Annotated in this window: 21 protein-coding genes and 2 pseudogenes; 13 read left to right on the top strand and 10 right to left on the bottom strand. The window is 55.7% G+C overall.

Translation table 11 applies throughout. The annotated features are described in order from the left end of the window. On the bottom strand, positions 1 to 1,043 hold a 1,043-nt coding region (locus BUC32_RS15185; RefSeq protein WP_139280748.1), incomplete at its 3' end, for a hypothetical protein. A 234-nt stretch (positions 1,044 to 1,277) separates the two neighbouring features. Here BUC32_RS15185 and BUC32_RS15180 point away from each other — a divergent pair. Together BUC32_RS15180 and BUC32_RS20985 are read left to right on the top strand one after the other, a co-directional pair. After that, positions 1,278 to 1,984: pseudogene (locus BUC32_RS15180) on the top strand (IS6 family transposase). A 221-nt stretch (positions 1,985 to 2,205) separates the two neighbouring features. After that, positions 2,206 to 3,064, top strand: a pseudogene (locus BUC32_RS20985) (IS110 family RNA-guided transposase); the annotation flags it as partial. A 259-nt stretch (positions 3,065 to 3,323) separates the two neighbouring features. Here BUC32_RS20985 and BUC32_RS15165 read toward each other — a convergent pair. The 3 genes from BUC32_RS15165 to BUC32_RS15155 form a co-directional block, all read right to left on the bottom strand. After that, positions 3,324 to 3,830: a hypothetical protein gene (locus BUC32_RS15165; protein ID WP_073254689.1), complete on the bottom strand. Its 507-nt coding sequence runs from the start codon at positions 3,828 to 3,830 to the stop codon at positions 3,324 to 3,326. A 545-nt stretch (positions 3,831 to 4,375) separates the two neighbouring features. Continuing rightward, positions 4,376 to 5,149, bottom strand: coding sequence for a hypothetical protein (locus BUC32_RS15160; RefSeq protein WP_073254686.1), 774 nt, complete (start codon positions 5,147 to 5,149; stop codon positions 4,376 to 4,378). 61 nt (positions 5,150 to 5,210) lie between these two features. Beyond that, positions 5,211 to 5,540 (bottom strand): DUF805 domain-containing protein, encoded by a 330-nt coding sequence (locus BUC32_RS15155; protein ID WP_456114788.1) that lies wholly within the window; start codon positions 5,538 to 5,540, stop codon positions 5,211 to 5,213. An 86-nt stretch (positions 5,541 to 5,626) separates the two neighbouring features. Between BUC32_RS15155 and BUC32_RS15150 the strand changes: the two genes are divergently transcribed. Then, positions 5,627 to 6,334, top strand: coding sequence for an IS6 family transposase (locus BUC32_RS15150; RefSeq protein WP_073254680.1), 708 nt, complete (start codon positions 5,627 to 5,629; stop codon positions 6,332 to 6,334). A gap of 373 nt (positions 6,335 to 6,707) precedes the next feature. On the opposite strand, the gene BUC32_RS15140 is transcribed toward BUC32_RS15150, so the two are convergent. Then, a complete protein-coding gene (locus BUC32_RS15140) occupies positions 6,708 to 8,045 on the bottom strand; it encodes a tetratricopeptide repeat protein (protein WP_139280746.1) in 1,338 nt (445 codons plus the stop codon). Between the two features lie 239 nt (positions 8,046 to 8,284). Between BUC32_RS15140 and BUC32_RS15135 the strand changes: the two genes are divergently transcribed. The 7 genes from BUC32_RS15135 (at position 8,285) to BUC32_RS15105 (ending at position 16,640) form a co-directional block, all read left to right on the top strand. After that, a complete protein-coding gene (locus BUC32_RS15135) occupies positions 8,285 to 8,554 on the top strand; it encodes a hypothetical protein (RefSeq protein ID WP_073254670.1) in 270 nt (89 codons plus the stop codon). Between the two features lie 2 nt (positions 8,555 to 8,556). Next, entirely contained in the window at positions 8,557 to 9,810 is a 1,254-nt protein-coding gene (locus BUC32_RS15130) for a DUF3179 domain-containing (seleno)protein (RefSeq protein WP_073254667.1), read from the top strand. Between the two features lie 5 nt (positions 9,811 to 9,815). Next, entirely contained in the window at positions 9,816 to 10,085 is a 270-nt protein-coding gene (locus BUC32_RS15125; RefSeq protein WP_245815191.1) for a formate/nitrite transporter family protein, read from the top strand. A 97-nt stretch (positions 10,086 to 10,182) separates the two neighbouring features. Next, positions 10,183 to 10,659: a hypothetical protein gene (locus BUC32_RS15120; protein ID WP_139280745.1), complete on the top strand. Its 477-nt coding sequence runs from the start codon at positions 10,183 to 10,185 to the stop codon at positions 10,657 to 10,659. 227 nt (positions 10,660 to 10,886) lie between these two features. Continuing rightward, complete coding sequence (locus BUC32_RS15115; RefSeq protein ID WP_073254658.1) at positions 10,887 to 11,984, top strand: efflux RND transporter periplasmic adaptor subunit; 1,098 nt, start codon at positions 10,887 to 10,889, stop codon at positions 11,982 to 11,984. Further along, positions 11,984 to 15,100: an efflux RND transporter permease subunit gene (locus BUC32_RS15110; RefSeq protein WP_073254655.1), complete on the top strand. Its 3,117-nt coding sequence runs from the start codon at positions 11,984 to 11,986 to the stop codon at positions 15,098 to 15,100. The genes BUC32_RS15115 and BUC32_RS15110 overlap by 1 nt, the downstream gene beginning before the upstream one ends. A gap of 265 nt (positions 15,101 to 15,365) precedes the next feature. After that, positions 15,366 to 16,640 carry an MFS transporter gene (locus BUC32_RS15105; protein WP_139280744.1) on the top strand — a complete coding sequence of 425 codons (1,275 nt, stop codon included), beginning with the start codon at positions 15,366 to 15,368 and terminating at the stop codon, positions 16,638 to 16,640. Positions 16,641 to 16,900: 260 nt separating this feature from the next. Here the strand turns inward: BUC32_RS15105 and BUC32_RS15100 are convergent, their stop codons facing one another. Further along, on the bottom strand, positions 16,901 to 17,668 hold the full coding sequence (locus tag BUC32_RS15100) for an alpha/beta fold hydrolase (RefSeq protein ID WP_073254649.1): 768 nt from the start codon (positions 17,666 to 17,668) through the stop codon (positions 16,901 to 16,903). 89 nt (positions 17,669 to 17,757) lie between these two features. On the opposite strand from BUC32_RS15100, the gene BUC32_RS15095 reads away from it, so the two are divergent. After that, on the top strand, positions 17,758 to 18,132 hold the full coding sequence (locus BUC32_RS15095) for a hypothetical protein (protein WP_073254646.1): 375 nt from the start codon (positions 17,758 to 17,760) through the stop codon (positions 18,130 to 18,132). Positions 18,133 to 18,265: 133 nt separating this feature from the next. Here the strand turns inward: BUC32_RS15095 and glyA are convergent, their stop codons facing one another. Continuing rightward, positions 18,266 to 19,558 carry a serine hydroxymethyltransferase gene (gene glyA / locus BUC32_RS15090; protein ID WP_073254643.1) on the bottom strand — a complete coding sequence of 431 codons (1,293 nt, stop codon included), beginning with the start codon at positions 19,556 to 19,558 and terminating at the stop codon, positions 18,266 to 18,268. Between the two features lie 179 nt (positions 19,559 to 19,737). On the opposite strand from glyA, the gene BUC32_RS15085 reads away from it, so the two are divergent. Beyond that, positions 19,738 to 20,499, top strand: coding sequence for an NAD kinase (locus tag BUC32_RS15085; protein WP_073254641.1), 762 nt, complete (start codon positions 19,738 to 19,740; stop codon positions 20,497 to 20,499). A gap of 15 nt (positions 20,500 to 20,514) precedes the next feature. Here the strand turns inward: BUC32_RS15085 and BUC32_RS15080 are convergent, their stop codons facing one another. Further along, complete coding sequence (locus BUC32_RS15080; protein WP_073254638.1) at positions 20,515 to 21,660, bottom strand: M24 family metallopeptidase; 1,146 nt, start codon at positions 21,658 to 21,660, stop codon at positions 20,515 to 20,517. A gap of 210 nt (positions 21,661 to 21,870) precedes the next feature. Between BUC32_RS15080 and BUC32_RS15075 the strand changes: the two genes are divergently transcribed. After that, the gene (locus tag BUC32_RS15075) at positions 21,871 to 22,209 is read left to right on the top strand and encodes a DUF6614 family protein (protein ID WP_073254635.1); all 339 of its coding nucleotides are present in this window, start codon (positions 21,871 to 21,873) and stop codon (positions 22,207 to 22,209) included. Here the strand turns inward: BUC32_RS15075 and BUC32_RS15070 are convergent. Next, positions 22,206 to 23,666: a sulfatase-like hydrolase/transferase gene (locus tag BUC32_RS15070; RefSeq protein ID WP_073254632.1), complete on the bottom strand. Its 1,461-nt coding sequence runs from the start codon at positions 23,664 to 23,666 to the stop codon at positions 22,206 to 22,208. The two genes, BUC32_RS15075 and BUC32_RS15070, sit on opposite strands and share 4 nt — an antisense overlap. Before the next feature lie 106 nt (positions 23,667 to 23,772). Further along, on the bottom strand, positions 23,773 to 25,665 hold the full coding sequence (prpE, locus tag BUC32_RS15065; protein WP_073254629.1) for a propionate-CoA ligase PrpE: 1,893 nt from the start codon (positions 25,663 to 25,665) through the stop codon (positions 23,773 to 23,775). Positions 25,666 to 25,862: the final 197 nt, after the last annotated feature.

Here is a 25,862-nt window from a genome sequence, read left to right as displayed (position 1 = left end):
GCGGCAACAACCGAGACTGTTTCGGGGCTGCGAAATGAAACCGAACCCAATGTTTCCGAGAACCGTTCGATCCCTTCGACAAAACCCAGCGCCTGACACAACCGTAAACCCGTTAGCGCCTTTTCATCATCCATCCGAACCAATCTCCGGCTTGGTGCGAAAGGTGAAAACAATGTGTGTCCAAGCCAGTTGGAAAACACGAGTAAGAATAGAATCTGCAATACAAATTGGCCGGCGAAGTCTGTCGCCGACGCCCTAACGCCAAGCACAGGCAGGATGCCTGCAATCGCGACAATCCCGAATAGTGGGACAATAAGGCGTGAAAGGCTCGACATTAAAGCCCAAAAGAAACGCAATGCGCCAGAACTGCCTTCGAATTTTTTGTCAAAGAAACGCCCAACCAATGAGCGCACATAAAAGATCAAAAACAGACCCAAAGCCCCAAGGAACCCGGCAAGAGATAGGCGTTCCAGGCGGGCGTTCTTGAATTCCTTGCGACCCATTGCTTCGGTCAACTCGTTGCCAGCGCCAGCACCGTAGCTCTCGATTTCTCCGATGCCTTTCACAATGGTGCCAGGCCAAAGGACGCTTGGGAAACGTTGAAAAAGCCTATTCCGGTCTTTTTCGCGTATTAGTTGGTCTACTTCGTGGATGAGCAGTTCTACCTGACTAAGGCGGGCTTGCGCTTCGCGGATCGGTTGGCTTGCCTGCTTGAGTTTTTGTGCAAGCGTTTTTCTCTTTTGGGCCAACCCTTCAGTTTCCACGCTCCCATCATCTGGAACTGGTCCCAGTGCTGACAACTGCACCTCGATCACTCTGGCTTCGATGCTCCCGGCGTCAACAATGTCAAACATTTGCTGGCGCAGGTCGTCCAAATCTTTCCGAAGCACGCTAAGAGCTTCAGCCGATGCTCGCCCAGTTTTTAGGGCTTCTTCAGCCCGCTGAGTAAGAGCATCCTGTGCATTGGGGGGAATGAAATCTTGTCCCAATGCAATTGAGGCTGAGGACATGATCATAAATATGGAAAAAAGTATGTGGCGCATGGTCAAATCCTCAACGGTCTCGAGTTTTTCACACAGTCTGGGGAATTAGGCATTCCTGTCCAGTTGAAAAACCAAAATGGCGCCATTTCAATTTTACCTAAGCAGAGTTTGGATTCTTTTGGACTAGTTGCTAATAGTGTAAGCACAAGCCGTTGGAAGCATAAAAGCGTCCTCAGTGGCACTGTCAGAGGAATCTCGGTTATGATTGGCAGGGTGTCGATTTAGCTTCTACCTATGACAAAACGCTCCCCATTTCGCTACTTCAAAACTAGTCCGGAAGTCATCCGCCTTGCGGTGATGATGTATATCAGGTTTCCACTTTCGCTTCGGAATGTCGAAGACCTACTGCACGAACGGGGTATCGATGTAAGCCGCGAAACTGTGCGGTTTTGGTGGAACAGATTTGGTCCATTGTTCGCTTCAGAAATTCGTAAACGGAGAGTTCATCAGCTTCGCTCGTACTCAAATTGGTGTTGGCATCTGGATGAGGTGTTTGTGAAAATCAATGGCGTCCAGCATTACCTTTGGCGTGCGGTTGATCACGAAGGTGAGGTGCTGGAAAGCTATGTAACCAAACGCCGTGATCGCACTGAAGCCCTTAAATTCTTGAAGAAAGCGATGAAAAGATATGGACCACCGGAAGTCATCGTGACGGATAAGTTGCGCTCATATGGCGCTGCGATGAAGGTCATTGGAAACGCCTGCAAACAGGAAGCGGGGCGTTGGAAAAAAATCGCGCTGAAAACTCACACCTACCTTTTCGAAGGCGAGAGCGAGCCATGAACCGCTTTCGTCGGATGCGAAGTTTGCAGAAATTTGTTTCCGTCCATGCTTCCGTTTTCAACCACTTCAATCAGGAGCGCAGCCTTTCGAAAAGATGCCATTTCAAGCTGAACCGGACCGCTGCTCTCGCTGAGTGGCGCGGGCTTTGCGCGGCATAAAGGTCGCCCAGCAGCGATAGTATAGTGGAAGGTGATTTAGCGTTCCTTTAGAACGCCTCCAGCAGCTTTAACTTTACCAATTAACGTACCCAATGCTCTGAATACTAAGCTGCGCCCCCGTTTATTGGTGCTGTTACGAACCAACAGAGAGAAGGAGCCATCCACAATGGATATTACAACACTCGGGATTGATCCGCCGGCCGGCAGGCGATTGCTCTGCAATCGCTGAGAGGATCGCCAAGTCTGTTTTCCAACTTCACGGCATTGATACGAATGGCGTCGTGGTTTTGCAAAAGAAGCTGCGCCGTGGCGCTGTTCTAAATTTCCTGTCGAAACTGAAACCCTGCCTGATTGGCATGGAGGCCTGTGCCACATCGCATTACTGGGCGCGTGAGATCGCGGCGCTTGGTCACGACGTGCGGATAATTCCTCCCGCTTATGTAAAGCCGTACGTAAAACGACAAAAGAACGATGCCGCAGATGCGGAAGCCATCTGCGAGGCTGTCACGCGACCTAACATGCAGTTCGTGCCGGTAAAAAACTCGAGCAGCAGCAGGGCGTTCTTGTACTGCACCGGTCTCGTGACCTGTTGATGCGACAACGCACGATGATCCTGAATGCGATCCGTGCCCACTTCGCCGAGTTTGGGGCCATCGCAGCACAGGGGGCTCGAAAAGTTGCTGAACTTGTCAGTCGCCTTCATGATGGTGACACCCTCGGACTACCGGAGACAGCCCAATCTGCCCTTCTGGCTTTGGCGGTGCAACTCGACAGCCTCGAACAAGAAGTCCGTAAGATTGAGCGCCAGCTTCTGGTGTGGCATCGACAGAACACCGCGAGCCAACGGTTGATGACGGTCCCGGGTGTTGGCCTCATCACGGCAACCGCGCTGGCTGCCAGTGTACCCGATCCGGCTGTCTTCAAATCCGGCCGACAGTTTGCGGCCTACCTCGGCCTTGTGCCCCGGCAAAACTCTTCGGGCGGCAAGGATCGGCTCGGGCATATATCGAAGATGGGCAACGGCTACCTGCGTCGGTTGCTGGTTTCGGCGCCACCTCGGTCACACGACAGGCGCCAACGACCGACAAGGCGATAGCCAATGCCTCGGAGCCAATGAGGAAGAAGCGAGCGGAAATCCATCGGGGCTCGCAGCGACGATATTTCGGGCCGCATTCAGAAGCCGGATATACGTCAGCAATCTTGAAAGCCAATCCACCTCAAACTAAGACGTTGCAAAAGGGCGGGGTCCATATACGTCCACACATGACACTACCCGCTTTGCCAATAATTGGGAAGCCGCATGCGGCACCCCTGAAATTCAGAACTCGAATAGTGCGCCCTATTCCCACTCGGCAGACGTAGAACGCCAAAGCATTTCTTCGTTATCCCAGATGCTTGAGGTGACGCACGGTGTGGGATTAATTCCCCCGCATTGTGAACCGTGAACATCTGCCAATAGGACACGATGCGGCCCAAGACTGATAATGCTCCATCCCTGATTCAGGAGGGACGACAGGTTGTCTGCCACCAAAAAATGGGAAACGCTTCCACCGGTTCCATGATAAAGTGATGCTGCCGAGGAGCAGGCAAAACCAAACTCGTTCAGTACCCAGTCAAAACGCATATCACCATCAAGATCGACGCGATTAACGGCCCCCCAATCTATGTAAAACTCGCCATCACTAAATTCAGCGCACTCTTTTTTCGCAAGAGTAATTTTCTCTTGGAATTGTTGGGGCAATTCTAAGATGTCCATGGCCACCGCCTGCGACGTCAGAATGCTCGCTGCAAGCATACTCCCCACGAGCCGCATTTTTACCCGATTTAAAAGTTGTAGAGGCATCATATCATTTCATTCCTCATATTCAGCATCATAAGGCCCATGTTATCCTAAGCGCTCCACCAAACTCGTCGCCGTAGGTATTTTTAGTATACACGAGCCCAGCGGAGACATCAGGGGAGCTTCCTGCGGCACTGTTTAAGTCGAACCAGATTGAGTCTGCGTTGGCCCTCTAAACCTAAAGCGCACCCTCGTCTGATAAGGACATGATGCCATCCGTAGCCCCGTCTTGATACGCGATGCACTGCCAAGGTGCTTTGTCTGGACCTACGCCGACTTTTACCAAAGTTCCGGCTTCAGAGAACTCGGAAGACATTAGAGCAACTTCACTGTTTCCAGTTGACTAGGCAACTGCTGACAAACATGCTGGATCCGCGGCTGTCGGCAGTATGGGGGCTGCGATGTCAGTTCCTTCAACGCAAGCGGTTAAAAGTCCTGTGGCGAATAGCCCAGCGGCAAGTTTACAACCTAGTTTCATCTTTTTTCCCTCCGTTTGTTATCCGCAATTCACGGCAAATCTACCCCACGAAGAGGCCTGTCTTGCCGGTTTCTCAATTGCATTGGCCGTACCGATAATCGCCGAACTCAATCCAGTTTTTGTTGCCATCCTTGAACACCAAAAACTCTGATTGATCCTCTCCCAAAAGTGCGACCAAAAACCCTTTTGGCGGCACACTGTTATTGAAGTAGCTGTAGGCCGTCATGGCACGGATGGTTTCACCGTTAACCGTTACGTTGGCATCCCACTCATCCGTGGCGTTTTGACGGATGAGGTACTCAATCTGGCGTTTGACCTGACCGCCCCCGCAATAGACAATTCCCTCCGGAGCCTCCATCGAGGTGCCTTCCATCCGCTCTCCTGATCGGCAAGCGGATTGCAACGAGCTGATAGCCTTACTTGAGCCTTTCAGATCAAAAATCCCATAACTCACCTCTTGATCTTTCATCGAGAGATTAACGACGGCATTGGCTGATATTTGCTCCAGCACAAAACCGTAATCCTCAGCATCTTGGAAAACGACTTCGACCGGAAAATTGTCTACAATCTGAATAGAAGCGTTTTCGGGGCCCGCCTGAAAGGCCCCCGTTTCCGTGGACCCATCTTTCAAGAAACGAAAGGAAAGACCCTGCTGTTTGACGATATCTTCGCTGTCTTGATATCCTGCGGGGGCAAACCGAATGCGGTCGCACTGTAATTCAAGGGTCATGTCGCCTGATTGAACAAAGGCATTAGGTTGTGGGGCACCGCTAAAGCCCCAATCCGCCAAAACGGGTCCAGCCGACACACCAAGCAGCAGGCATCCAGTTAACAAAGAGTTTTTCATGCGTAGCTCCAAGGTTTTCTAGTAAATTTCGGGGATGGTCCCGCTGTAAAACGTCTAGGACCTAGTTTGATGGGACTGGGCCATATTCATTTGGCCCTTCTTGTGAGGGACGCGAAAGCCACCAGATCATCATAACCGAAAAGACGAGCTGGAGCACGGACATCACGATCATACCAGTTGCGCCAAGAAAGGATGCAGATCCCCTTAAGGCGTCAGGGTCGGCACCACTGGTTTCCAGTACGGAGAACGCTGCCACGCCCGTAAGCAACATAACCATTGTTGCAATACTGAAAGCGAATGGAATGAGGAGATACCAACCGGGACGGCCAGTATCATGTAAGCGACGCCACCCCGCAGCAAGCATCGGGAGAAGCATAGCCAGCTGAAAGATCGAGTTTAGGGCATTCGAACCCTCACCGGGGTGATGTCAGAGGAAACTCGGTTGTGAAGGGTAGGGTGGCGATCTAGCTTCTGTACATGACAAAACGCTCCCCTTTTCGCTATTTCAAAACCAGTCCGGAAATCATCCGCTTAGCGGTGATGCTCTACGTCAGGTTTCCGCTCTCGCTTAGAAACGTGGAAGATCTGCTGCACGAGCGTGGCATCGACGTGAGCCACGAAACTATTCGGTTTTGGTGGAACAGATTTGGCCCGTTGTTTGCATCCGAAATCAAGAAAAGGAGGATTCAGCAGCTTCGATCATACTCCAATTGGAGATGGCATTTGGACGAAGTATTTGTGAAAATCAATGGCGTCCAGTATTACCTTTGGCGGGCGGTTGACCACGAAGGTGAGGTGCTGGAAAGCTACGTCACGAAACGACGAGACCGCGCCGCAGCCCTTAAATTCTTGAGAAAAGCGATGAAACGGTATGGAACGCCGGAGGTCATCGTCACTGACAAATTACGTTCTTATGGCGCTGCGATGAAGGTCGTCGGAAATGCGGTGAAACAAGAAACAGGTCGCTGGAAAAACAATCGAGCTGAGAATTCACACCTCCCTTTTCGAAGGCGAGAGCGAGCCATGCACCGCTTTCGTCGAATGCGAAGTTTGCAGAAATTTGTTTCCGTTCACGCTTCCGTATTCAACCACTTCAATCAGGAGCGCAGCCTTTCCCAAAGAGACCATTTCAAGCGGAATCGCACCGCCGCTCTGGCCGAGTGGCGCGGTCTTGGCGCGGCATAAAGGACAGCTTTACTGGCCTAGTAGAGACTGGTTCGAATTGGTCTGACACCACCCTCGGTGGCTACGATGAGCAACAAATTCTCTATTAGCAAATGACCCTATTTGGACCCATAAGCACTGACGTCAGACAGTTTCCGTTCATGCTTCCGTTTTCAACCATTTCGATAAGGAGCGCAGCCTTTCCCAAGGAGATCATTTCAAGCTGAACCGCACCGCTGCTCTTGCTGAGTGCACGGTCTTTGTGCACCATAAAGGACAGCTTCACCGGCCTAGTATTGACGAGTTCGAATTCGCCTGACACCGCCGGTTGCAAGGTTGCAAGGTTGCAAGGTTGCAAGGTTGGGTTGAACGCCCATTTACTCATCCGACGGCCTCACTCTGACCAGCCCGCTTCACGCAGGGAGGCGATGATTTCGTCGGCATGTTCCGGGTCTCGATAAAGGGCACGAAAAAGTGCACCTATCGGGAATCCCGGCCAGGCGGCGTTGAGGAGGTTCAGCATCTCCTCTGCGCTGTTGGCGTCGCCCAGCCTTGTATGGATTGCGATCAAGTAGCCGAGGGAGATCGGGCTGATCGGATCGCCCTCGAGAATGGATTCGTTGATCAGGCCGAGCGCTTCGGCAAAGTTCCCAAGGTGAAACTCGGCAGAGGCACGTATGCTCTTGTTGGGGAAGTTGTCGCCCGGCGCCATGATCTCGGCGGCACGCCCGGCCATTTCCGTCGCTTTTTCGAAATCTCCCCCGAACAGGGAAATCAGAGCATCTATGTTCAGTGCGTGCAGATCGGACGGATCAAGTGAAGTCGCCCGTTCGGATTGCTGCCGCGCGCTTTTGAAATCTCGCTTCATCTGGGCGACAAGGGCCGCTGCGGAGTGGCTCCAGCTCCGATCAATCCTGAGTTCGAGGGCGCGCGACGCCAGGTCTTCCGCCTCCTGCAACAGCCTGTCGCGATCCCTGCCCGGAGCGTGGGTTACCGCGATGAGTGCCTTGCTTTCGGCGGCCCCGGCATAGCCTCCGAAATAGTTTCCATCCATCTCGATGACCAGTTCGAACATGAGCAACACCGCATCCTGCCATTTGGGTTCGAGCGACTGGAACTGAAGGCTGCGCGCCACATTGGCCAGGTTCGAGGCCTGAAGGCGCGCCGGGGAATTGGAGAACAACGCATTCCGCACCGCCCGCGCAGTGTCATTGTCCGGGCTTGGGGCCGCTGCCTCGATCTCTGCCTCAAAGCCCTCTCCCGGACTGCCCATCTGGAATCCGGGCTGCCACCAGAAGAGGGTCGCCGCGATCACGGCCACCGCCAGTGATGCCAGCAGCCCGACCGAGACCCACCGCTTTGCTTCGATATGGGTCACAGCAACCTCCGGTTGCGATTTCGTCGGCAGAGCCGTCTCCTGACGCAATGAGAATCGCGGCTCATAGCTGCCGGACTGGAAGCTGATCTGCAGCTCGGTCTTCGCCCCGGAACCTTCGTAGTATTTCTTCAGTCGTCGACGCAGACGACCAGCATCGACGCGGACTACCGCGACGGGGTCCCGCCCTTTGAGCGGAGACCGACCATAGACATCCTCGACAATCGTCTTGCCGCGAATGCGATCTCCGCGCCCTTCCAGGGATTCCTGGACGACGTATTCGAGGAAGGCCTGAACGCGGCCGGCGCCTGTGAATTCCGGGCTTTCGAGTATCTCCCGCAGAGCGGCCATGGCCACAGACGAATCCGGGGTAACATATGTGCTCTCCAGGGGCGTTAGGTCCTGCTTGTCCGGTCTAGTCACATTCACTCCCCAAGCCAATTTCTACCGATAGCTTACTGAAAGTAAAAACACGTTACGTAACTGATACCCAAAGAAACTTACAATTCAAGGGCAGGTCGGTTAGTATCTGTGGAGAGCGCCAAGTATGCCTGCCGCATGACGCTTGCCATACCACGAGGGGATCTAGCGCCCAGATGAACTGTTTCAAGCATAGTTTTGGCGACCACCTGGAGCAGATCTGCCGGCTGCGCTCGAAGGATTCCGTCTTCGCGGAGATTTGCCGGGACTACGAGACATTGATGGAATTGATGCCGCTCGATGCGGACGACCCTGCGCTCGCGGACGTCAACGAGAGCTTGGTAGGTCTCGAACAGGAAATCTGGCTCTATCTCGGGCCACCGGACGGCAGGACATCCGACGCTCCCTCCACACGACGCCACGCCAATCACAAACAAGGCCACTGACAATGCTCGCAAATATCCCATTCTATGCCGGCTTCGCGGTTTCACTGGGCATAGCCCTGCTCTACTTTCGCGATTTGGGCGACATCCCCCAGATGATCATGAAGACCAAGCGCGCCAATATCGATCGCTTCATCCGCCACGAATACACTTTCCTGAGCGCGGGCTTCGGCGGCTGGCTGGTCATGGCCGTTGCGCATTTCGGGTTCGGCGCTGGTCTGGGTTGGCTGTTCTGGATCTCCACCGTCCTGGCGGCGCTCCTGGTCGCCTTCACCTGGATCTACGTCCATATCGGCCTGCGCAACCAGAAAGAGAGCGCGCAATTCTACAGCATCGAGGAAGCGAAGGAATTCGTCAGCCCAACGACGCAGGTCATCGTTCTCGAAAAGAACGGCGTGGCGCGGGCGCATCCGCAATCGCAGATCATGCGGCCGCACCTGGCAGGCACCGAGGAAGGACTTGAGGGCTCCAACGTGGTGATGACCTTCTGCGCCATCGCCAATCTCGGGCTCGGCATGACGCCGGAGGTCGAAGGCGAGAAGGTCGAGCTTGAGGTTCTGGCCCAGCACGGCAACAACCTCGTGCTGCGGGACAATGCGACCGGCGAGCCGATCCAGCAGATCTATGGCTTCCGTGGCAAGGATGCCAACACCACCACGGACGGGCCGGCCTGTCCATTGCGCCGGAGTCTGGCGATGCAGCCTTGGCCGACATTCCGAATGACCTTCCGGGGCTTCCAGAAAGCCTATCCCGAGGGCACGGTCTTCCTGAACAAACCGCCGAAAAACCCGCTTCTGTGGCTGCTCGATTTCGCGATGGAAATGGCCTTCGTCGGCTCGATCCAGAAGCACCACACCGAGGCAAAGCCGATCATGCAGAACCTCGAACACCCGATCGACCCACGCCTGCCGACCAAGAGCTATGTTTGGGGTGTGAATTTGGGCTCCGATGCGACCTGCTGGACCGATGATTTCGTCGTTGCCCAAGGCAATACCGTGAATGCGGTCGTTGGTGGCCAGCCGTTGGTCGTCTCCTGGAGCCCACTTTACGAGAGCATGAATGTCTGGGTCAACGAAACCGGTGCAGATGTTTCGGAGGTCGATGTCTATGGCAAGACGCCTGACGGCCATCAGCTCGCCCGCTCGTCGGACGTGAAAGCCGGCCTCTTTTGGCATGTCTGGGCAGAGTTCTTCCCGCATACCGACATCAATCGGATTGGTGATGTCGCTGCAGGTTCGACCGAAAAGGTCGTGGGTTGATCGGCATGACGGCTTTCTTTGCGGCGATAGACAACACGCCCTTTGGAAAAATCGTCCCGATCTTTCTCGTCGCAGCGCTTTTTGTTGCCGGGAACCTGCAGCACAGCCCAGCGAACATGGGCTATTTTTCTTTGTCCACGGCGCATGGTGGAGACCCTGGCCGGGTGTATGCCTTCCTGTGGAACGTGATCCCGACCGGTATCGAAAATATCCTTGGCAGTTCACTGCTAGTCGCGCTTCCGTTCTGGTTCGCCTTTCGCCACCGAATGAAATGACCCAAACGCCGGGGGGCCAAAGATCGACGAACTCGTCTCCCTCCGGATTGGCCCATACCGAGATCTCGGGAAATACCCACCCGACTTTGAGGCAACAATGACTGGAAACAAAATGAACAACCTCGCTTTGAAGACCGGCCTCGCAGCAGCATTCCTTTTCGGACTCTCGGGGCTTGCCTCTGCCTGTACCGGCGTTGAGGACAACGCACCGGAGATCTCAGAAACCTATGTCGACGAGACCGGTCAGTTCCACGCTGTGGGAGCTGATGGGTGGCTCACCTTCGGCTTGGGCGAACAACTCGTTTACTTCGTCTGTCTTGTAGATAACGAAAACGACTACCTGATTGCGCAAAACGGGTCCGCCAATGACGAGGACTACGAACTCTACAGTCGTTTCGAGTGGTTTGTTGTGGAAGACCAGCTTTTCTTCTGCAACCAGGTAAGTGACGCTGGAAGTCAGGCCGATGCAATGGATTTCGCGGCACTTCCCCGCGCTGATCAGGCGAATCCGACCCTGAGGGGATGCGGTGTCGACAGCCAGGCATGGAGTGCTTTGCGGGTCGTAAAACCGTAGGAAACTGCCCGAGACACCGCAGGTGACCTTGGCATCGCTTGTGTTGCTCCTGTCAGCAACGCCAACCAGACAAGTCACAAAAAAAATGCAATAATCAATTCTGTAACCAATCTATATTGCCTCAACTCAGACGATCGAATCCAGGGAAAGGACAACAAATTGCAGCGACCCTTAATAGCAGTTCTCTTTGCGCTGGCCACCACGGCGCAGGCGCAGGATGGGATATCATGAAACGTCTTGCCCTCATTACTTTTGTCACGCTCGCGCTCGCTGGATGCCGAGAAGAGGTTTCAACAGAGACAGAGAAGGTCCTGCGGCCCGTCCGGACGATGGAAGTCGCCGAGACCAGTGCGCTACACGATCGTTTCTTCGTCGGCGTTGCAAGGGCTGCAAAGCAGGCGACGTTGTCCTTCGGGGTCCCGGGCACGGTAAGGACCTTCGACATACGGATTGGTGAGACGGTCAAAAAAGGGCACCATGTGGCGGTGCTTGACACTGCCCCGTTTGAAGCCGAGGTGGCACGCCTTGAAGCCGAACTGGAAAGTGGTGAGGCAACGCTTGCCAACGCCAGGGCGCAGACTGAGCGACAACGGGTTTTGGTCAAAAAAGAGGTGGCGGCCGAGGCCAAGCTCGACAGCTTCCTCAGCCAGGAAGGATCGGCCATTGCCGCGGTCAAGGCTGTTCAGGCCGCTCTGGACAAGGCCAATCTTGATCTTTCCTATGCCACACTAACGGCGCCCTATGATGGGATCATCGTGGCAACCTATGTCGAAAACTTTGAAGAAGTGGCCGGGCAAACACCCATCGTCCGGATCGTCGATGCCGAGCGGATCGAGATGGTAATCGACGTGCCGGAACGGTTCATCTCCATTCTGCCGCAAATCGAGGATATTTCCGTCCGCTTCTCCGCCCTCGGAGACATCACGCTCGCAGCTGAAATAACCGAAGTCGGCACGGAGGCGTCGAACACCACAGGCACCTTCCCTGTAACCGTCCAGATGGATCAACCGGAGGGCGCGCCTGTACTGCCCGGCATGACAGGACGAGCGCGCGGCATTCCAAAACCCGGTGCGATCCCGAGCGTCGGAATTTATGTTCCGGCGCAGGCAGTTTTCATGCCCGAAGGCAGCAACGCACCTCATGTTTGGGTTGTCGATCAGGGCAGCATGACAGTGACGGAACGGTCCGTGACGCTCGGCGGAGCTGGTTCTCTGGGGATCGCCGTCGAGGACGGGTTGGACGAAGGCGAAATCATTGTAGTGGCTGGCGCCAATTCTCTGCGCAGCGGGCAGGACGTGACCTTCCTTAAAGGCGGAGGGAACTGATGGATCTCGCCAGTTTTTCCATTCGAAACGCCAAATTCACTTGGTTCGCCATTGTCCTGCTGACGCTTGGCGGGATCGCGGCGTTCTTTTCGCTGGGTCAGCTTGAAGACCCGGAATTCACCATCAAGACAGCTGTTGTCGCCACCCCTTACCCCGGGGCCAGCGCCAAGGAAGTTGAACAGGAGGTGACCGAAAAGATCGAGCGTAAACTGCAGGAGATCAAGGAGATCGACACCCTGACCAGCGAAAGCCGGGCGGGCATGTCGACCGTGACGATCGAGATCAAGGCGCAGTACTGGTCCGATGCCTTGCCGCAGATATGGGACAGCTTGCGCCGCAAGATCCGCGATATTGAGACGCAACTGCCGCCTGGTGCTGGCCGTCCGGTCATCAATGACGATTTCGGCGACGTTTCCGGACTGCTGCTGGCCGTTACCTCCGATGGGTTTTCCTACAAGGAATTGAGGGACTACGCGGAAGATCTGGAACGCCATCTTTCGCTGGTCGAAGGCGTGGGCCGGGTGGATCTCTGGGGCGAGCAGGATCGTGCGATCTTTATCGATGTTCGAGAGGAGAAGCTCGCTGCCCTTGGAATCTCGCCCCAGACATTCATCAACACGCTGCGGACGCAGAACGAGGTGGTGGATGCCGGGCGCATGGATGTTGGCGACTATCGAATGCGGATTGCGCCCTCTGGTACGTTCACTTCTCCGCGCGATATCGATGAACTGGCAGTGCGGCCAACGGCTTTTGACGCAATTCGCCTCGGTGAGAACCCAGAGGACGCTCTGCTCCGCATCGGCGACATTGGCGAAGTACGCGAGGGCTATGCCGAACCTGCCACGACGCTGATGCGCTACAATGGCCTTCCAACCATCGGGATCGCACTGTCTTTTCAGCAGGGCGTCAACGTGGTCGAAGTCGGCAAGCTCGTCGACGCGCGGGTCAATGAACTGGCGGCAACCCTGCCCGTCGGCATCGAGATCGACCGTGTGCACTGGCAGTCCGACGATGTGGATATCGCAGTTTCCTCCTTCCTGATCTCACTCGCACAGGCAGTTGTCATCGTGCTTGTCGTCCTGACTTTGGTGATGGGGGTCAGGATGGGCATCATCATCGGCAGCGGGCTCTTGCTGACAATCCTTGCCACATTTATCCCGCTGGCCATGTTCGGCATCGACCTCCAGCGCATGTCGCTCGGAGCGTTGATTATCGCGCTCGGTATGATGGTGGACAACTCCATTGTTGTGGCCGATGGCGCGGCGGTTCGGATGGCCGCGGGCAAGAGCCGTATCGACGCTGCCATTGAGGCCGCTCGGCGGCCGGCGATGTCGTTGCTGGGCGCAACCTTTGTTGCCGTCATGGCCTTCTATCCTATCTTCGCCTCGGTTGAGAGCGCAGGCGAGTATTGCCGCACACTGTTCTCTGTGGTGGGCATCTCGCTGCTGGTCAGCTGGTTCCTGTCGATGACAGTCACGCCGCTTCAATGCGTGGCTTTGCTGAAGGCGCCGGAACCTGACGCAGAGCAAAAGGAAGGAGCGCTGCTCAAAGGCTATCGCACTGTCCTCGAAACTGCCGTGCGATTCCGCTACGTGACAATGGGTGGCGCAATCGCCGCGCTTGTTGCGTCCTTTGTTGCATTCGGATCGGTAACCCAGCTTTTCTTCCCGACCTCCGCGATGGACAAGTTCATGATCGATTTTCAGGCGCCGGAAGGCACACGGATCGAGGTCGTGGCAGAAGCCGTGGAGAGCATCGAGGCGATCGTTAGGCCAATGAACGGCGTTACCGCCGTTGCGAGCTTCATCGGAGCCGGCCCGCCACGTTTTTACCTGCCGGTGGACCCGGAGCCGATCAACCCGGCCTATGCGCAGGTCATCGCCAATGTTGAAGACTACCGGATGATCCCCGAGATCGCCGCAGAAGTCTCTGACTGGCTCGCCGCAAACCATCCCGGGGCTACCGCTTTCACACGCCGCTTTGGCGTGGGACCGGCCAATACCTGGACCTTCGAGGGCCGGATCGTGGGCCCGGCGGATGCCGACCCCAATGTTCTGCGCACTTATGGTGACCGGGCGCTCAAGGTCCTGGAGCAACATCCCTGGACCAAGGTGGCCCGGCATGACTGGCGCAATCGGGTGCTGGTGCAGGTGCCTGCCTTCGACCAGGACATCGCCCGCTGGACCGGGATCACCTACGAGGATCTCGGCAATGCGACGCGGCGCGCCTATGACGGGCTGACGGTCGGTCTCTACCGCGAGGGGGACGAGATGATCCCAATCATTGTGCGCCAGCATCCCGATGACCGCGCCTCGGTGGATAATTTCGAATTGGTGCAGGTCCGGGGGCCGACATCAGTGGAATCCTTGCCCGTTGGCCAGATCGTAACTGGTATTGGAACCGAAACCGAAGACCCGGTCATCCTGCGCCGCGACCGGGCACCCACGCTGACCGTTCAGGCCAACCCGATCGACGGGGTGACCCTCCCAACCTATCGCGCCGATGTGATGGAGGAATTTGAGGCCCTGATGGGTGAATTGCCACCAGGATACCGTTTCGAATGGGGCGGTGAACACGAGGATACCGCCGAGGCTCAGGCAGGGCTCGTGCCGGGCCTAATCCCGGCGATGGCTGTCATCGCGCTGATTGTGGTGGCACTTTTCAACGCCTACCGCCCGCCGCTGGTCATCTTTGCAACGATCCCCTTCGTTTTTATCGGTATCGTCCCAAGTTTGCTCCTGACGAACACGCCTTTTGGCTTCGTGGCGCTGCTAGGTGCGATGAGTCTCTCGGGAATGATGGTCAAGAATGCCATCGTGTTGATCGACCAGGTCAACGACAACCTTGCCGCCGGTCAGCCCGACTATGAAGCGCTCATCAATGCCGGCGCCTCGCGGCTGCGCCCGGTGGCCCTGGCGGCGGCAACGACCGTGCTCGGGGTCGTTCCACTCCTACCGGATGTGTTCTGGATCGGGCTTGCCGTAACGATCATGGGGGGGCTGACGGTCGGCACGATCCTGACCATGATCCTCGTACCCGTGTTCTACGCGACCTTCCACGGCATCCGGGAGGAGAAACCGCGCAGTGCACCACAAGTAGAGTTGGAGGCGACATGAGTGAGATGATGGGCAATCATTGCGCGACGGTGTTTTTGTCTTGGACCTTTCGCTGGTTTTCAGCCTAGCTGGCTGGACCTTAACTAGAAGGTTTCAGGCGAATAAAGATAGGTTTTCTTCTCTGCCGCGGTGGGGCTGAGATCAGGGCTCGACGAGACTCTTCTGATCGACCTCGGCATTGACGGAACCTTGATCGACGCAGGCAAAGCCAGGGCACACCTTCATGTAAGCTAGGCTTACTGGCCTGGATGGAAGGAATGGCGTTTTGGAAGGTAAATTGTACTCGTTGCGGGCATTGCTCCTGTCTATGGGGTCGATCCACCTCGCGACAGCGGCGCTTGGAACTCTGGTGGCATTGCGGATTGCCGCGATTGGCGGCTCGGCAGAACTGGTATCACTGGTCGCCGCGAGCTACTCGCTGGGTTTCCTGCTGGGGTGTTTCTACACATACAAACCGCTCGCTGGTGTCGGCTACGTCCGCGCCTTTGCCGGCGCCGCAGCACTATGCGCAATGTTCGCCCTGCTTATCTCACGCACAGACAGCGCAGGCGTCTGGGTGATCGCGCGATTTATCATCGGAATGGCGACCGCAGGCCTGTATTCGGTCGGAGAAGCCTGGATCAACGATTCAGCCTCGACATCCTCCCGCGGTCGGATCCTTGCCGTCTATTCGACCGTGCTCGGGGCCGCCTCCGTTGCGTCGCAAGCCGTGGTGGCACTTGTTTCGGAGGATATTTCCGGCGGTTTCGTGTTGATGGCAGCCGCCTTTTGTTTCGCCATCGTTGTACTTGCGCTGACCCGCATGAAGCAGCCGGTGGTGAAGGGGCATGCCACCGTCCGTCTTCTGCCGGTGTTTCGGTACTCGCCCACGGCTTTCATAGGCACTTTGGTCACTGGCATCGTCGTGACCGTGTTCCTCTCGATCCTGCCTTTCCAAGCCTCTACCGTCGGAATTAGTTCCACGACGATTACCGTCAACATTGCCATGGCTTATGCGGGGCGCATCTTGTTCCAGTACCCGCTTGGGCTGATTTCGGATCACATGGACCGCCGAATTCTGATCGTTGGCATCTCCTTGGTAGCGTCAGCAGCCCTGCTGCTGATCGCGCTTTTTGTTACCGGGGACGGATCTGCGCTGCAGGGAGAGCCTGGGATGGGTGTGCGGCTTGCCGCGATCGGCATCTCGATTGTGCTGGGAGGCACGCTTCTGCCGCTCTACGCGATCCTGATGGCTCACGCGATGGACCGGACAGATCCGGTTTACGTGCCATCTACCGCCATCACACTGCTGTTTGTCTATACCGTTGGGGGGGTCATGGGGCCAGTCCTCGTGGCCGCAATTTCTGTTCTATTCGGGGATGTGCTCATGGTCTGGGCGATGTTCTACCTACTCTTCGGTTTCAGCATTTTCGCTGCATGGAAAATCCGCCAACGAGCGCGCGTCCCATCGGCTGAACAAGCTGTCATGTCGCCAGCGACCGCGACCAGTGTTGAAACCCTCGCTAGTGAAAAGCGCATTTATTCAGTGCAGGGTGGATAACAATTGAGCAGACTGACGAACCACCTACCTTTCGGGCACAAAGCGACTTTGAACGCCGATACGTTCCCCGGATGTCTGCATTCGCCAAGACAATCGACAGGTTCGCAGTTGTGGCGAACGGCCGAGGTCCGCCGATTCTTTTGAAAAACAACGCTTTTCTGGTGCAGAAAGTAGCGATTTGATAAGTGCGCGATCGCAAAAAAAAACTGTATGAAGACGGCTAAGGCGTTAGGCGAATTACAGTTTGAATTTGAATTGCTTTAGTAATCTGCGCGGTCCAGCCAAGCTTGCACAGTCTGGATGTACTCGCGTGGTTTTTCAGCATGCAACCAATGACCAGCACCTGTGATTTTGGCGAAGCGGGCTTTTGGAAAGTAGGCGCGGATGGTGGGGCGATGTTCTGGCGCGACATAGTCAGAATCTGAGCCAGACAAAAACAGCGTTGCCCCCTGGAAGTTACCAGTCATGTCGGGAAAGCCACGGATTTTTTCCATCTCGGCCTCAAGCACATCAAGGTTCAGCCGCCATCGTTTGTTGGCCAAATCCAATGACTGCGTGAAAAAGCTGCGCAGGGTCGGGTCAGTGATCGTAGCCGCCAACTGTTCTATAGCATCTGAACGCTTAAAGACCTTGCCAAGATCAACCGACCGCATCGCATCGATGTTTGTGTTCGGATCAGGTGGGTAATTTACTGGCGAGATGTCTGCCACAATCAGACGGTTGACCAGTTCAGGACGTGTCAGTGCAAGAACCATCGCTGCTTTACCGCCCATCGAGTGCCCCATGACATCCATCGGGGCGTCCTGAGCCTCGATAACTGAGGCCAGATCGGCGGCCATATCCTGGTACGAATGGCTGTCGTACCACGGGCTTTGCCCATGGTTGCGCTGGTCAACCGATACAATCCGCCGGCCAGGTGCCAACCGTTTGGCCACTGCCCCCCAGTTGCGTCCTGACCCGTAAAGCCCATGCACAATCAAAAGGTCTGGCTGATCGGTGCGGGTGCCGTATTCGATAAAGTTCAACATGTCTTGTGATAGCTCCTTGGCATATGAGGGGCCAGCCCTGTTGAGCCTCTTGCCATCAATAGAGTAAGTTGTCCGCAGGAGGCTTTCCAGTGATTGATCCAAACCAGATTCGCAAAGTGAACCAAGAGCTTTGCCTGCTTGCTGAAGAGAAATTTTCGGTGAAAACGGATGATCTGGCGAAAGCCATGCGCAAGATTGGTCGACGGTTGCCCAAATGGGCGCACCGTCACGCGGAAGTTCTGGTTAAAGCCGAATTCATGTCCGGCCATCCCAAACTATCGCCAATGCTCGACGCCAGGGCGATAGGCAAGGCGTCCACGGGGTTGCGTGCGGCGCTTCAATCCATTGATCCAAAAGATCGACGCAAAGGCGCGATCCTTTCGTTGCTAGGGGCTTTATCATTCAACCTGATTGCGGTTGTCGTGCTGGTGGTACTAGTGCTTCGGTGGCGGGGCATTCTGTGACTGCCGGGCTTTGAAAAAGCTTAATTCCCCATTATCAGTGCAGCGACGGGGCGTTCCTTTCAGAAGACCACTTAAACAAAAAAAACGCCACCAGCAGCGGCTGGCGGCGTTTTGTTCTTGAAAGCCTGTTGGCTTAGAGGTTCGGGTACATCGGGAAGCCCGCGCAAAGTGTTGCGACTTCTGCCTTTACCTTTTCCTCAACCGCACCATTGCCGTCTTCGCCATTGGCGGCCAGACCTTCGACCACTTCGATGATCAGATCAGCGATTTTGCGGAACTCGGCCTCGCCAAATCCGCGCGTAGTGCCCGCAGGGGTGCCCAAACGAATGCCGGATGTCACCATCGGCTTTTCCGGGTCAAACGGGATGCCGTTCTTGTTGCAGGTGATATGTGCACGACCCAGGGCTTTCTCGGTGGCGTTGCCTTTCACACCTTTGGGGCGCAAATCGACCAGCATGACGTGAGTATCAGTGCCACCAGTGACGATGTCCAATCCACCTTTCATCAACTGATCGGCCAAAGCCACGGCATTTGCGCGGACCTGCTTTTGATAGGTCTTGAACTCGGGCCGCAACGCTTCACCGAAGGCCACAGCCTTGGCGGCAATCACATGCATCAACGGTCCACCCTGAATGCCGGGGAAGATCGCCGAGTTCACTTTCTTGGCGATCGCCTCGTTGTTGGTCAGGATCATGCCACCGCGCGGACCGCGCAGGGTTTTATGCGTCGTGGTGGTGGCCACATCGGCAAACGGGAACGGCGAAGGATGCTCGCCTGCGGCAACCAGACCGGCAAAGTGGGCCATGTCGACCATCAGATAGGCGCCAACGCTGTCAGCAATCTCGCGGAACTTGGCGAAATCGATCTGACGCGGGATGGCCGATCCACCCGCGATGATCAGCTTGGGCTGATGCTCGGTGGCCAGTGCGGCAATCTCATCATAGTCGATCAGGTTGTCTTCTTTGCGCACGCCATATTGCACGGCATTAAACCACTTGCCCGACTGGTTCGGGGCCGCACCGTGGGTGAGGTGACCACCCGAGGCAAGGTTCATGCCCAGAATGGTGTCTCCGGGTTGGATCAGCGCCTGAAACGCACCTTGGTTGGCTTGGCTCCCTGAGTTGGGCTGCACATTCACAAACTCACAACCGAACAGTTGCTTGGCGCGATCGATCGCGAGATTTTCGGCCACGTCCACATATTGGCACCCGCCATAATAGCGACGTCCGGGGTATCCTTCGGCGTATTTGTTGGTCAACACCGAGCCTTGCGCTTCCATGACGGCTGCAGAGACGATGTTTTCCGATGCAATCAGCTCGATTTCGTCGCGCTGACGGCCCAGTTCATCGGTGATTGAGCCGAACAACTCAGGGTCACGGGTGGCTAGGCTTTCGGTGAAAAATCCAGGGTCGCGGGTCTCGGTCATAGGGTAAGGCTCCAGATCAGAGGTCAGTTGGCGGCTTTCGTAACGGAAAGCCCCTTTGGTTAAAAGGCTGAATGCGACCCTAAGTCCCGTCAGAACGTCCCCTCTGGTGCCCAAGCGGGAGATGTGTTTCCATCGGGAACACAGTGAGCGCTATCGGAAACAAGAATCAGGGTCCGGGCATGACAAAGAAAATCGCATTTCTGGCCAGCGAGGCCCCCGTCGCCCAAACCGCGCGCGCGGCATTGATCGGGCGCTATGGCGATGTCGCCCCTGAAGAGGCTGATGTGATCGTCGCCTTGGGGGGGGACGGTTTCATGTTACAGACCCTGCACGGCACGCAAGAGCTTCCCGCCCCTGTTTACGGCATGAACCGCGGCACGGTTGGCTTTTTGATGAATGAGTATTCGGAAAGTGACCTTATTGCTCGTTTGGATGCCGCCGAAGAAGAGCTGACCAACCCGCTGTCCATGCGCGCGACCTGTATGGACGGCTCTGTGCACGAAGCCCTGGCCATCAACGAGGTTTCGGTTTTGCGCGCCGGACCTCAGGCGGCCAAGTTGCGGATCACCATTGATGGGCGGCTGCGATTGGAAGAATTGGTCTGCGACGGTGCCTTGATCGCCACACCTGCGGGGTCCACTGCGTATAACTATTCGGCTCATGGACCTATTTTGCCCATCGGGTCTGATGTGTTGGCATTAACGGCGATTGCGCCGTTTCGTCCACGTCGCTGGCGCGGCGCTTTGGTGCCAAAAGATGCCGTGGTGCGGTTTGAAATTCTCAACCCCGAAAAGCGCCCGGTGATGGCCGAAGCCGACAGCCGCGCGGTAAACAATGTGCGGTCCGTGGAAATTCGCTCGGAAATGACCGTGCAACACCACATCCTGTTTGATCCGGGCCATGGATTGGAAGAACGGCTGATCCGCGAACAGTTTGTCTGACGCCTTTTCGCGGCCTTACAACACGATCTCATCTAAAGATTTCGGATGATGTGTGATCGGCTCCCATCCATCTTCGGTGACAATAAAGCTGTCGCCAATCTGTGCGCGGAATGTGTCGACCAGTACCGAGCCATCCACCGCAAACACCATGCCCGGTTGCAAAACCGTGGTATCTCCCGTCACCAGCTGCGGGCTTTCCAGAAAACTGAACCCGGTCGCGCGCCCACAGCGGAACGGATACTCATAGCCCGCCCCCTGAATAACCTCGGCATATTCCGCATGTACGCTTTGTGCCGTCACACCGGGGCGCAAGGCGGCAAGGGCCGCGCGTTGGCTGTTCAGCGCGACTTCATAAACGTCTGCTTGCGACTTGTCGGCGATCTCTCCGATCCAGAAGGTGCGGTCAAACCCTAGTTTAAAGCGGTGGAAATTGGTCATACCACAAAAACACAAGAAAACCGGTTCGCCGTGTTTCATGATCCGGGTTGACGCACGGTGATGGGTTTTAGTGATCTCCTCGCCGGACGCCATGATTTGCAGGAAATGTGTAATCGGGGACATGTCAGCGTCGTCGTAGTGGGCTGCCAGCAGTTCGGCGGCTTTTCGGGTTCCGACCTGATTGATGGCGAGCGCCACTTCAAACTCGGCCACGCCATCTCCAATGGCGGCACGCCCCGCATTCATCATTGCACTGCCCACCTGACCGGCATGGCGCGCCAGTTGTAATTCCTGTGCCGATTTTATCATCCGCATGTCAGATAGGATCGGGGTTGCCGACGTCATCCGTGTGGCATCCATCAGGTCATTCACATAGGCACGCACAACAGGGGGCATGTGATCAGGTTCGATAGCGACCTTGCCTGCGTTTCTGACGGCTTGCGGCAACTCGGTACGCCATTCATCCCCCATGCCGTCGTTCCACGCGGCGATGCGATCCACCTGCGCATGGGCCTCGGCTGCGACCAGATCAATTGTGGGCGTAATCAACAGGGTCTCGCCGTCCTTGGTCACCACCAGAATTGTCGGACGGCCAAATTCCATGTGCAGATAGTCATAATACCCAGTCAGGTAGTAGACGTTGTCGTCGTCGGTGATCAGGGCCACATCAACGTCGGCTTTTGCCAAACGCTTTCGAAATTCCTGCATACGCGCTTTAAACATTCGGGGTGCCTCCTGAGGTCTCCAACGTGGTAAAGCCTGATTGAAAGGCTCTGGCCGCAATTTCACAGGTTAATGGCAATTCCGGTCAGGGATAGTCAAATTGCGACATTTGCCCGACTCTGTTCCGTCTTGCATTGTCGAATTGAGTGAGCTGGTGTTAACCTTTTTGGGTTCTGATAAACGTACCACCCCTAACGAAATGGCATCTTCATGATCCACATGCTGTCCGCCTTTGACCTGAAAGATGGTGAAGACCCGAAAACCTTTGAAACCGCCTATTCGGCCTTCCTGTCAGATTTGCTGGCAGAGGCCATGATTGCACAGGCGGGTCCGGTTGGGCGACGTGTGTCTGACACGCCAATGGACACTGACAATGATCGCACACATCAGTTTTTCTCGGTCATGTCGTTTGAGGATCGCACACAGCTTGAAGCGGCCTATGTGCAAATTGCACAACGCCTCTCAGGTGCGACGCAATCGCATAACCATGTTTTCTCTAAGGTAACAAATGCGGTGTTCACCTGTTGGCAGGACGGTGTTGATCCCTAGTATTCAGGCCGCCAATCCTCGCCCCAGATTTCTTTCCACAAGAAGGGGCGGGTTGAGTTCGATTTCAATGTGCCCCCCTTCCACAGGTCCCACTTCGGATCGCAATAGGTCGAAAAATAGGTGTCCAGCCTGTCTGATGCGGCCTCTAGAGCGTCGGCATACGCCGGATCGTTGGCCACATTCACCCGCTCATCCGGGTCCGCTTCCAGATCATACAACTCTGTCTTGAACTCATAAGGGCAGGGGGCAACCCGGCGCATCAACAACCATTTATCGGTGCGTATGGCGCGGGTTTCTTCCTGTTCCATAAACACAGCATTGTCCCACGAAACATCATCGCCTTGCATTAAGGGTCGCAAACTGTGGCCGGGGCTTTTGTCGATTGCAGGCAATCCGGCAAAATCCAGAACCGTGGCATGAATGTCTGTGGTGCCGACGAGGTTATTGCGCACCTGCGCGCGGCTCTCCTCCGGAGCCTTAACGATCAGCGGAATATGATTGGCCTGACGGTGGGTGTTGGACGGCCATGTGTCTTCGCCATGCCCCCAAAATCCATGATGGCCCAGCGACATGCCATGATCCGAGGTGTAGATCACCAGCGTATCGTCACTCAGGCCCTGTTGCTCCAACGCCTCCAGAACCTGACCCACGCCATGATCCACCATGCTCATCTGTGAATAGTAGTTTCGCAACGTGGTCAGATCGTTGGGAATGCGCGCAATGTCTTTGAAGAACGCGTCTTCGCCGTCGACCTTGTCATGCACAATGAGCATCCAGTCGATCAGTTCTTTGCTCAAGCCTTCACGCGGAACCGAATGAAACGCCGTGTCCTTGTAAAGATCGGCAAACGGGTTTTGCGGCTCGCCTTGGATCGACGGCCAATGCCCGTAGGGCGCCGGATAGGTGAGATACATGAAAAACGGATCGTCTTGGTCTTGGCGCGCCTTGATATAGTCAACGGCGTGATTGCTGAAAAACTCAACCGAATGGCCGGGATGGGTCAGCTTGTCACCATTCACCAACATCTTGTTGTCGTAAAAAGACAGCACATGTCCGATCTGCATGGTCACCCAATGGTCAAACCCGTTTTGCGGCTGATCTGCAACGCCGAGGTGATATTTCCCAATCAATGCCGTGTTATAGCCCGCTTGGCGCAGCTGTTCGGGCAAGGTCTCGAACTCATGCAGCGCGTTGTAGTGGTCTGGCCAATTGTCGATTTCATCATCATCCAGCCACGTGTGAATGCCATGTTGTGATGGAATAAGGCCGGTCAACATCGATGCGCGGCTTGGGGAGCACATGGCATTGGGGCTGAAAGCCTCAGAAAACCGCGTGGCCTTGTTCGCCAATCCGTCAAGGTTTGGCGTGTGTACTTCGTCATTGCCGGAACAACCCATCATATCGGCGGGCTGGTTGTCGACATAGATCAAGAGGATATTGGGCTTTTTCTGGGTCATGCCCGATTGGTATGGAGTGTATCCTTTGCTGTCAAACTCTCTCGCACCAAAAAGCCCCGCACAATGGCGGGGCTTTCAAGTTGTTCAACTAGGTCTGCCTTTTGGCTTAGCCTTTGGCATAGCCAATCGTTTGTAAGGCCTCTTTGATTTCATCCAGAATGACCGGATCATCAATGGTGGCAGGCATTTTATAGGGTGCGTTGTCCGCAATGCTGACCATCGTGCCGCGCAGGATTTTGCCCGAGCGTGTCTTGGGCAGACGATCGACAACCACAGCCAGCTTGAACGCCGCCACGGGTCCGATTTTTTCACGCACCAGTTTCACAACCTCTTTGACAACGTCGCCATGGTCACGATCCACGCCCGCATTGAGGCACAGGAAGCCAACAGGCGATTGGCCTTTCAGCTGATCGGTGACACCAATAACGGCACATTCTGCGACGTCCGGGTGACCTGCCAGAACCTCTTCCATACCACCAGTTGACAGACGGTGGCCTGCCACGTTGATAACGTCATCGGTGCGCGCCATGATGTAGACATAGCCATCTTCATCCATCATGCCCGCATCGCCGGTTTCATAGTAGCCGGGAAAGGTGGTCAGATAGGATTTCTTGAACCGATCTTCGGCGTTCCACAGCGTTGGCAGCGTGCCTGGAGGCAGCGGCAGTTTGATCGCAATCGCGCCCAGTTCGCCCGCCGGAACCGGATGCCCGCCTTCGTCCAGAATGGTCACCTCATAGCCCGGCATTGGCACGGTGGGAGACCCCAGCTTGATCGGCAGGTTTTCGATGCCCACCGGATTGGCGGCAATCGCCCAACCGGTTTCTGTCTGCCACCAGTGATCCACCACTGGCACCTGCAATTGATCCTGCGCCCAGATGATGGTGTCAGGATCGGCACGTTCCCCGGCCAGATACACCTGCTCAAGACAGCTAAGGTCGTATTTTTTGACAAACTCGCCTTTGGGGTCCTCGCGTTTCACCGCACGGAAGGCGGTTGGCGCGGTAAAGAACGATTTCACTTTGTGTTCGGAAATCACCCGCCAGAACGTGCCTGCATCCGGCGTGCCCACGGGTTTGCCTTCGAACACAATGGTGGTGTTGCCGTGGATCAGGGGCGCGTAGCAGATGTACGAATGTCCCACGACCCAACCCACATCTGACGCCGCCCAGAACACATCACCGGGGTCCACGTTATACAGGTTCTTCATGGTCCAGTTCAGCGCAACCAACTGGCCTGCTGTGTGGCGGATCACGCCTTTGGGCTGACCCGTGGTGCCAGAAGTATAAAGGATATAAGACGGGTGGTTGCCTTCAACTGGCAAACAATCGGCAGGCTCTACACCGTATTGGAACCCGTGCCAGTTCACGTCACGGCCTTCGACCAATTCCGCCACTTCCTGTTCACGCTGTAGGATTACGCAAAAGTCAGGCTTGTGTTCGGCCAGATCAATCGCACCGTCCAGAAGGGGTTTGTAATGCACCACGCGCCCCGGCTCGAGACCGCAAGACGCTGCAATGATGGCTTTTGGCGTGGCGTCATCAATGCGCACTGCCAGTTCGTTGGCGGCAAACCCGCCAAACACCACCGAATGCACCGCGCCAATACGGGCACAGGCCAGCATGGCTTCCAAAGCTTCGGGGATCATCGGCATATAGATGATGACACGGTCGCCTTTTTCGATGCCTTTGGCGCGCAAGGCACCAGCAAGGTTGGCCACCCGGTTGCGCAATTCCACATACGAGATTTCGCGTTTGGTGTGGGTGATGGGCGAGTCATAGATGATCGCTGTCTGTTCACCACGGCCTGCCTCAACATGGCGATCCACGGCGTTCCAGCAGGTGTTGACCTTGGCGTCGGCGAACCACTCATACAGGTCGTCGCCTTTTTCAAACAAAGCTTTCGAAGGGGCCTGGTCCCAGTCGATGGCCTGGGCGGCGTTCATCCAAAAAGTTTCTGGATCGTTTTTCCAGCCTTCGTACACGTCTTTGTATGCCATGGTATTCTCCTCCGAATGCGTTGTGAAGTTGTTACGAAAGCAAGGGCTCTTGCAGCAAGAGACTTTCGCGACGTCGCGTCAGATTATCGCGGAGAATTTGCATTTTTTGAGGGGCAGACCCTGCAAACCTTTGCAAACAACGTTGATTTCCGCGAATATTCAGGAAATATTTCCCTTTTTGCAAATCTGCAAATTTT

This window comes from Shimia gijangensis (genome assembly GCF_900142085.1).
Taxonomy (GTDB): domain Bacteria; phylum Pseudomonadota; class Alphaproteobacteria; order Rhodobacterales; family Rhodobacteraceae; genus Shimia; species Shimia gijangensis.
The sequence above is the reverse complement of the archived record's forward strand: the minus strand, read 5'-3'. Positions and strand labels throughout refer to the sequence as shown.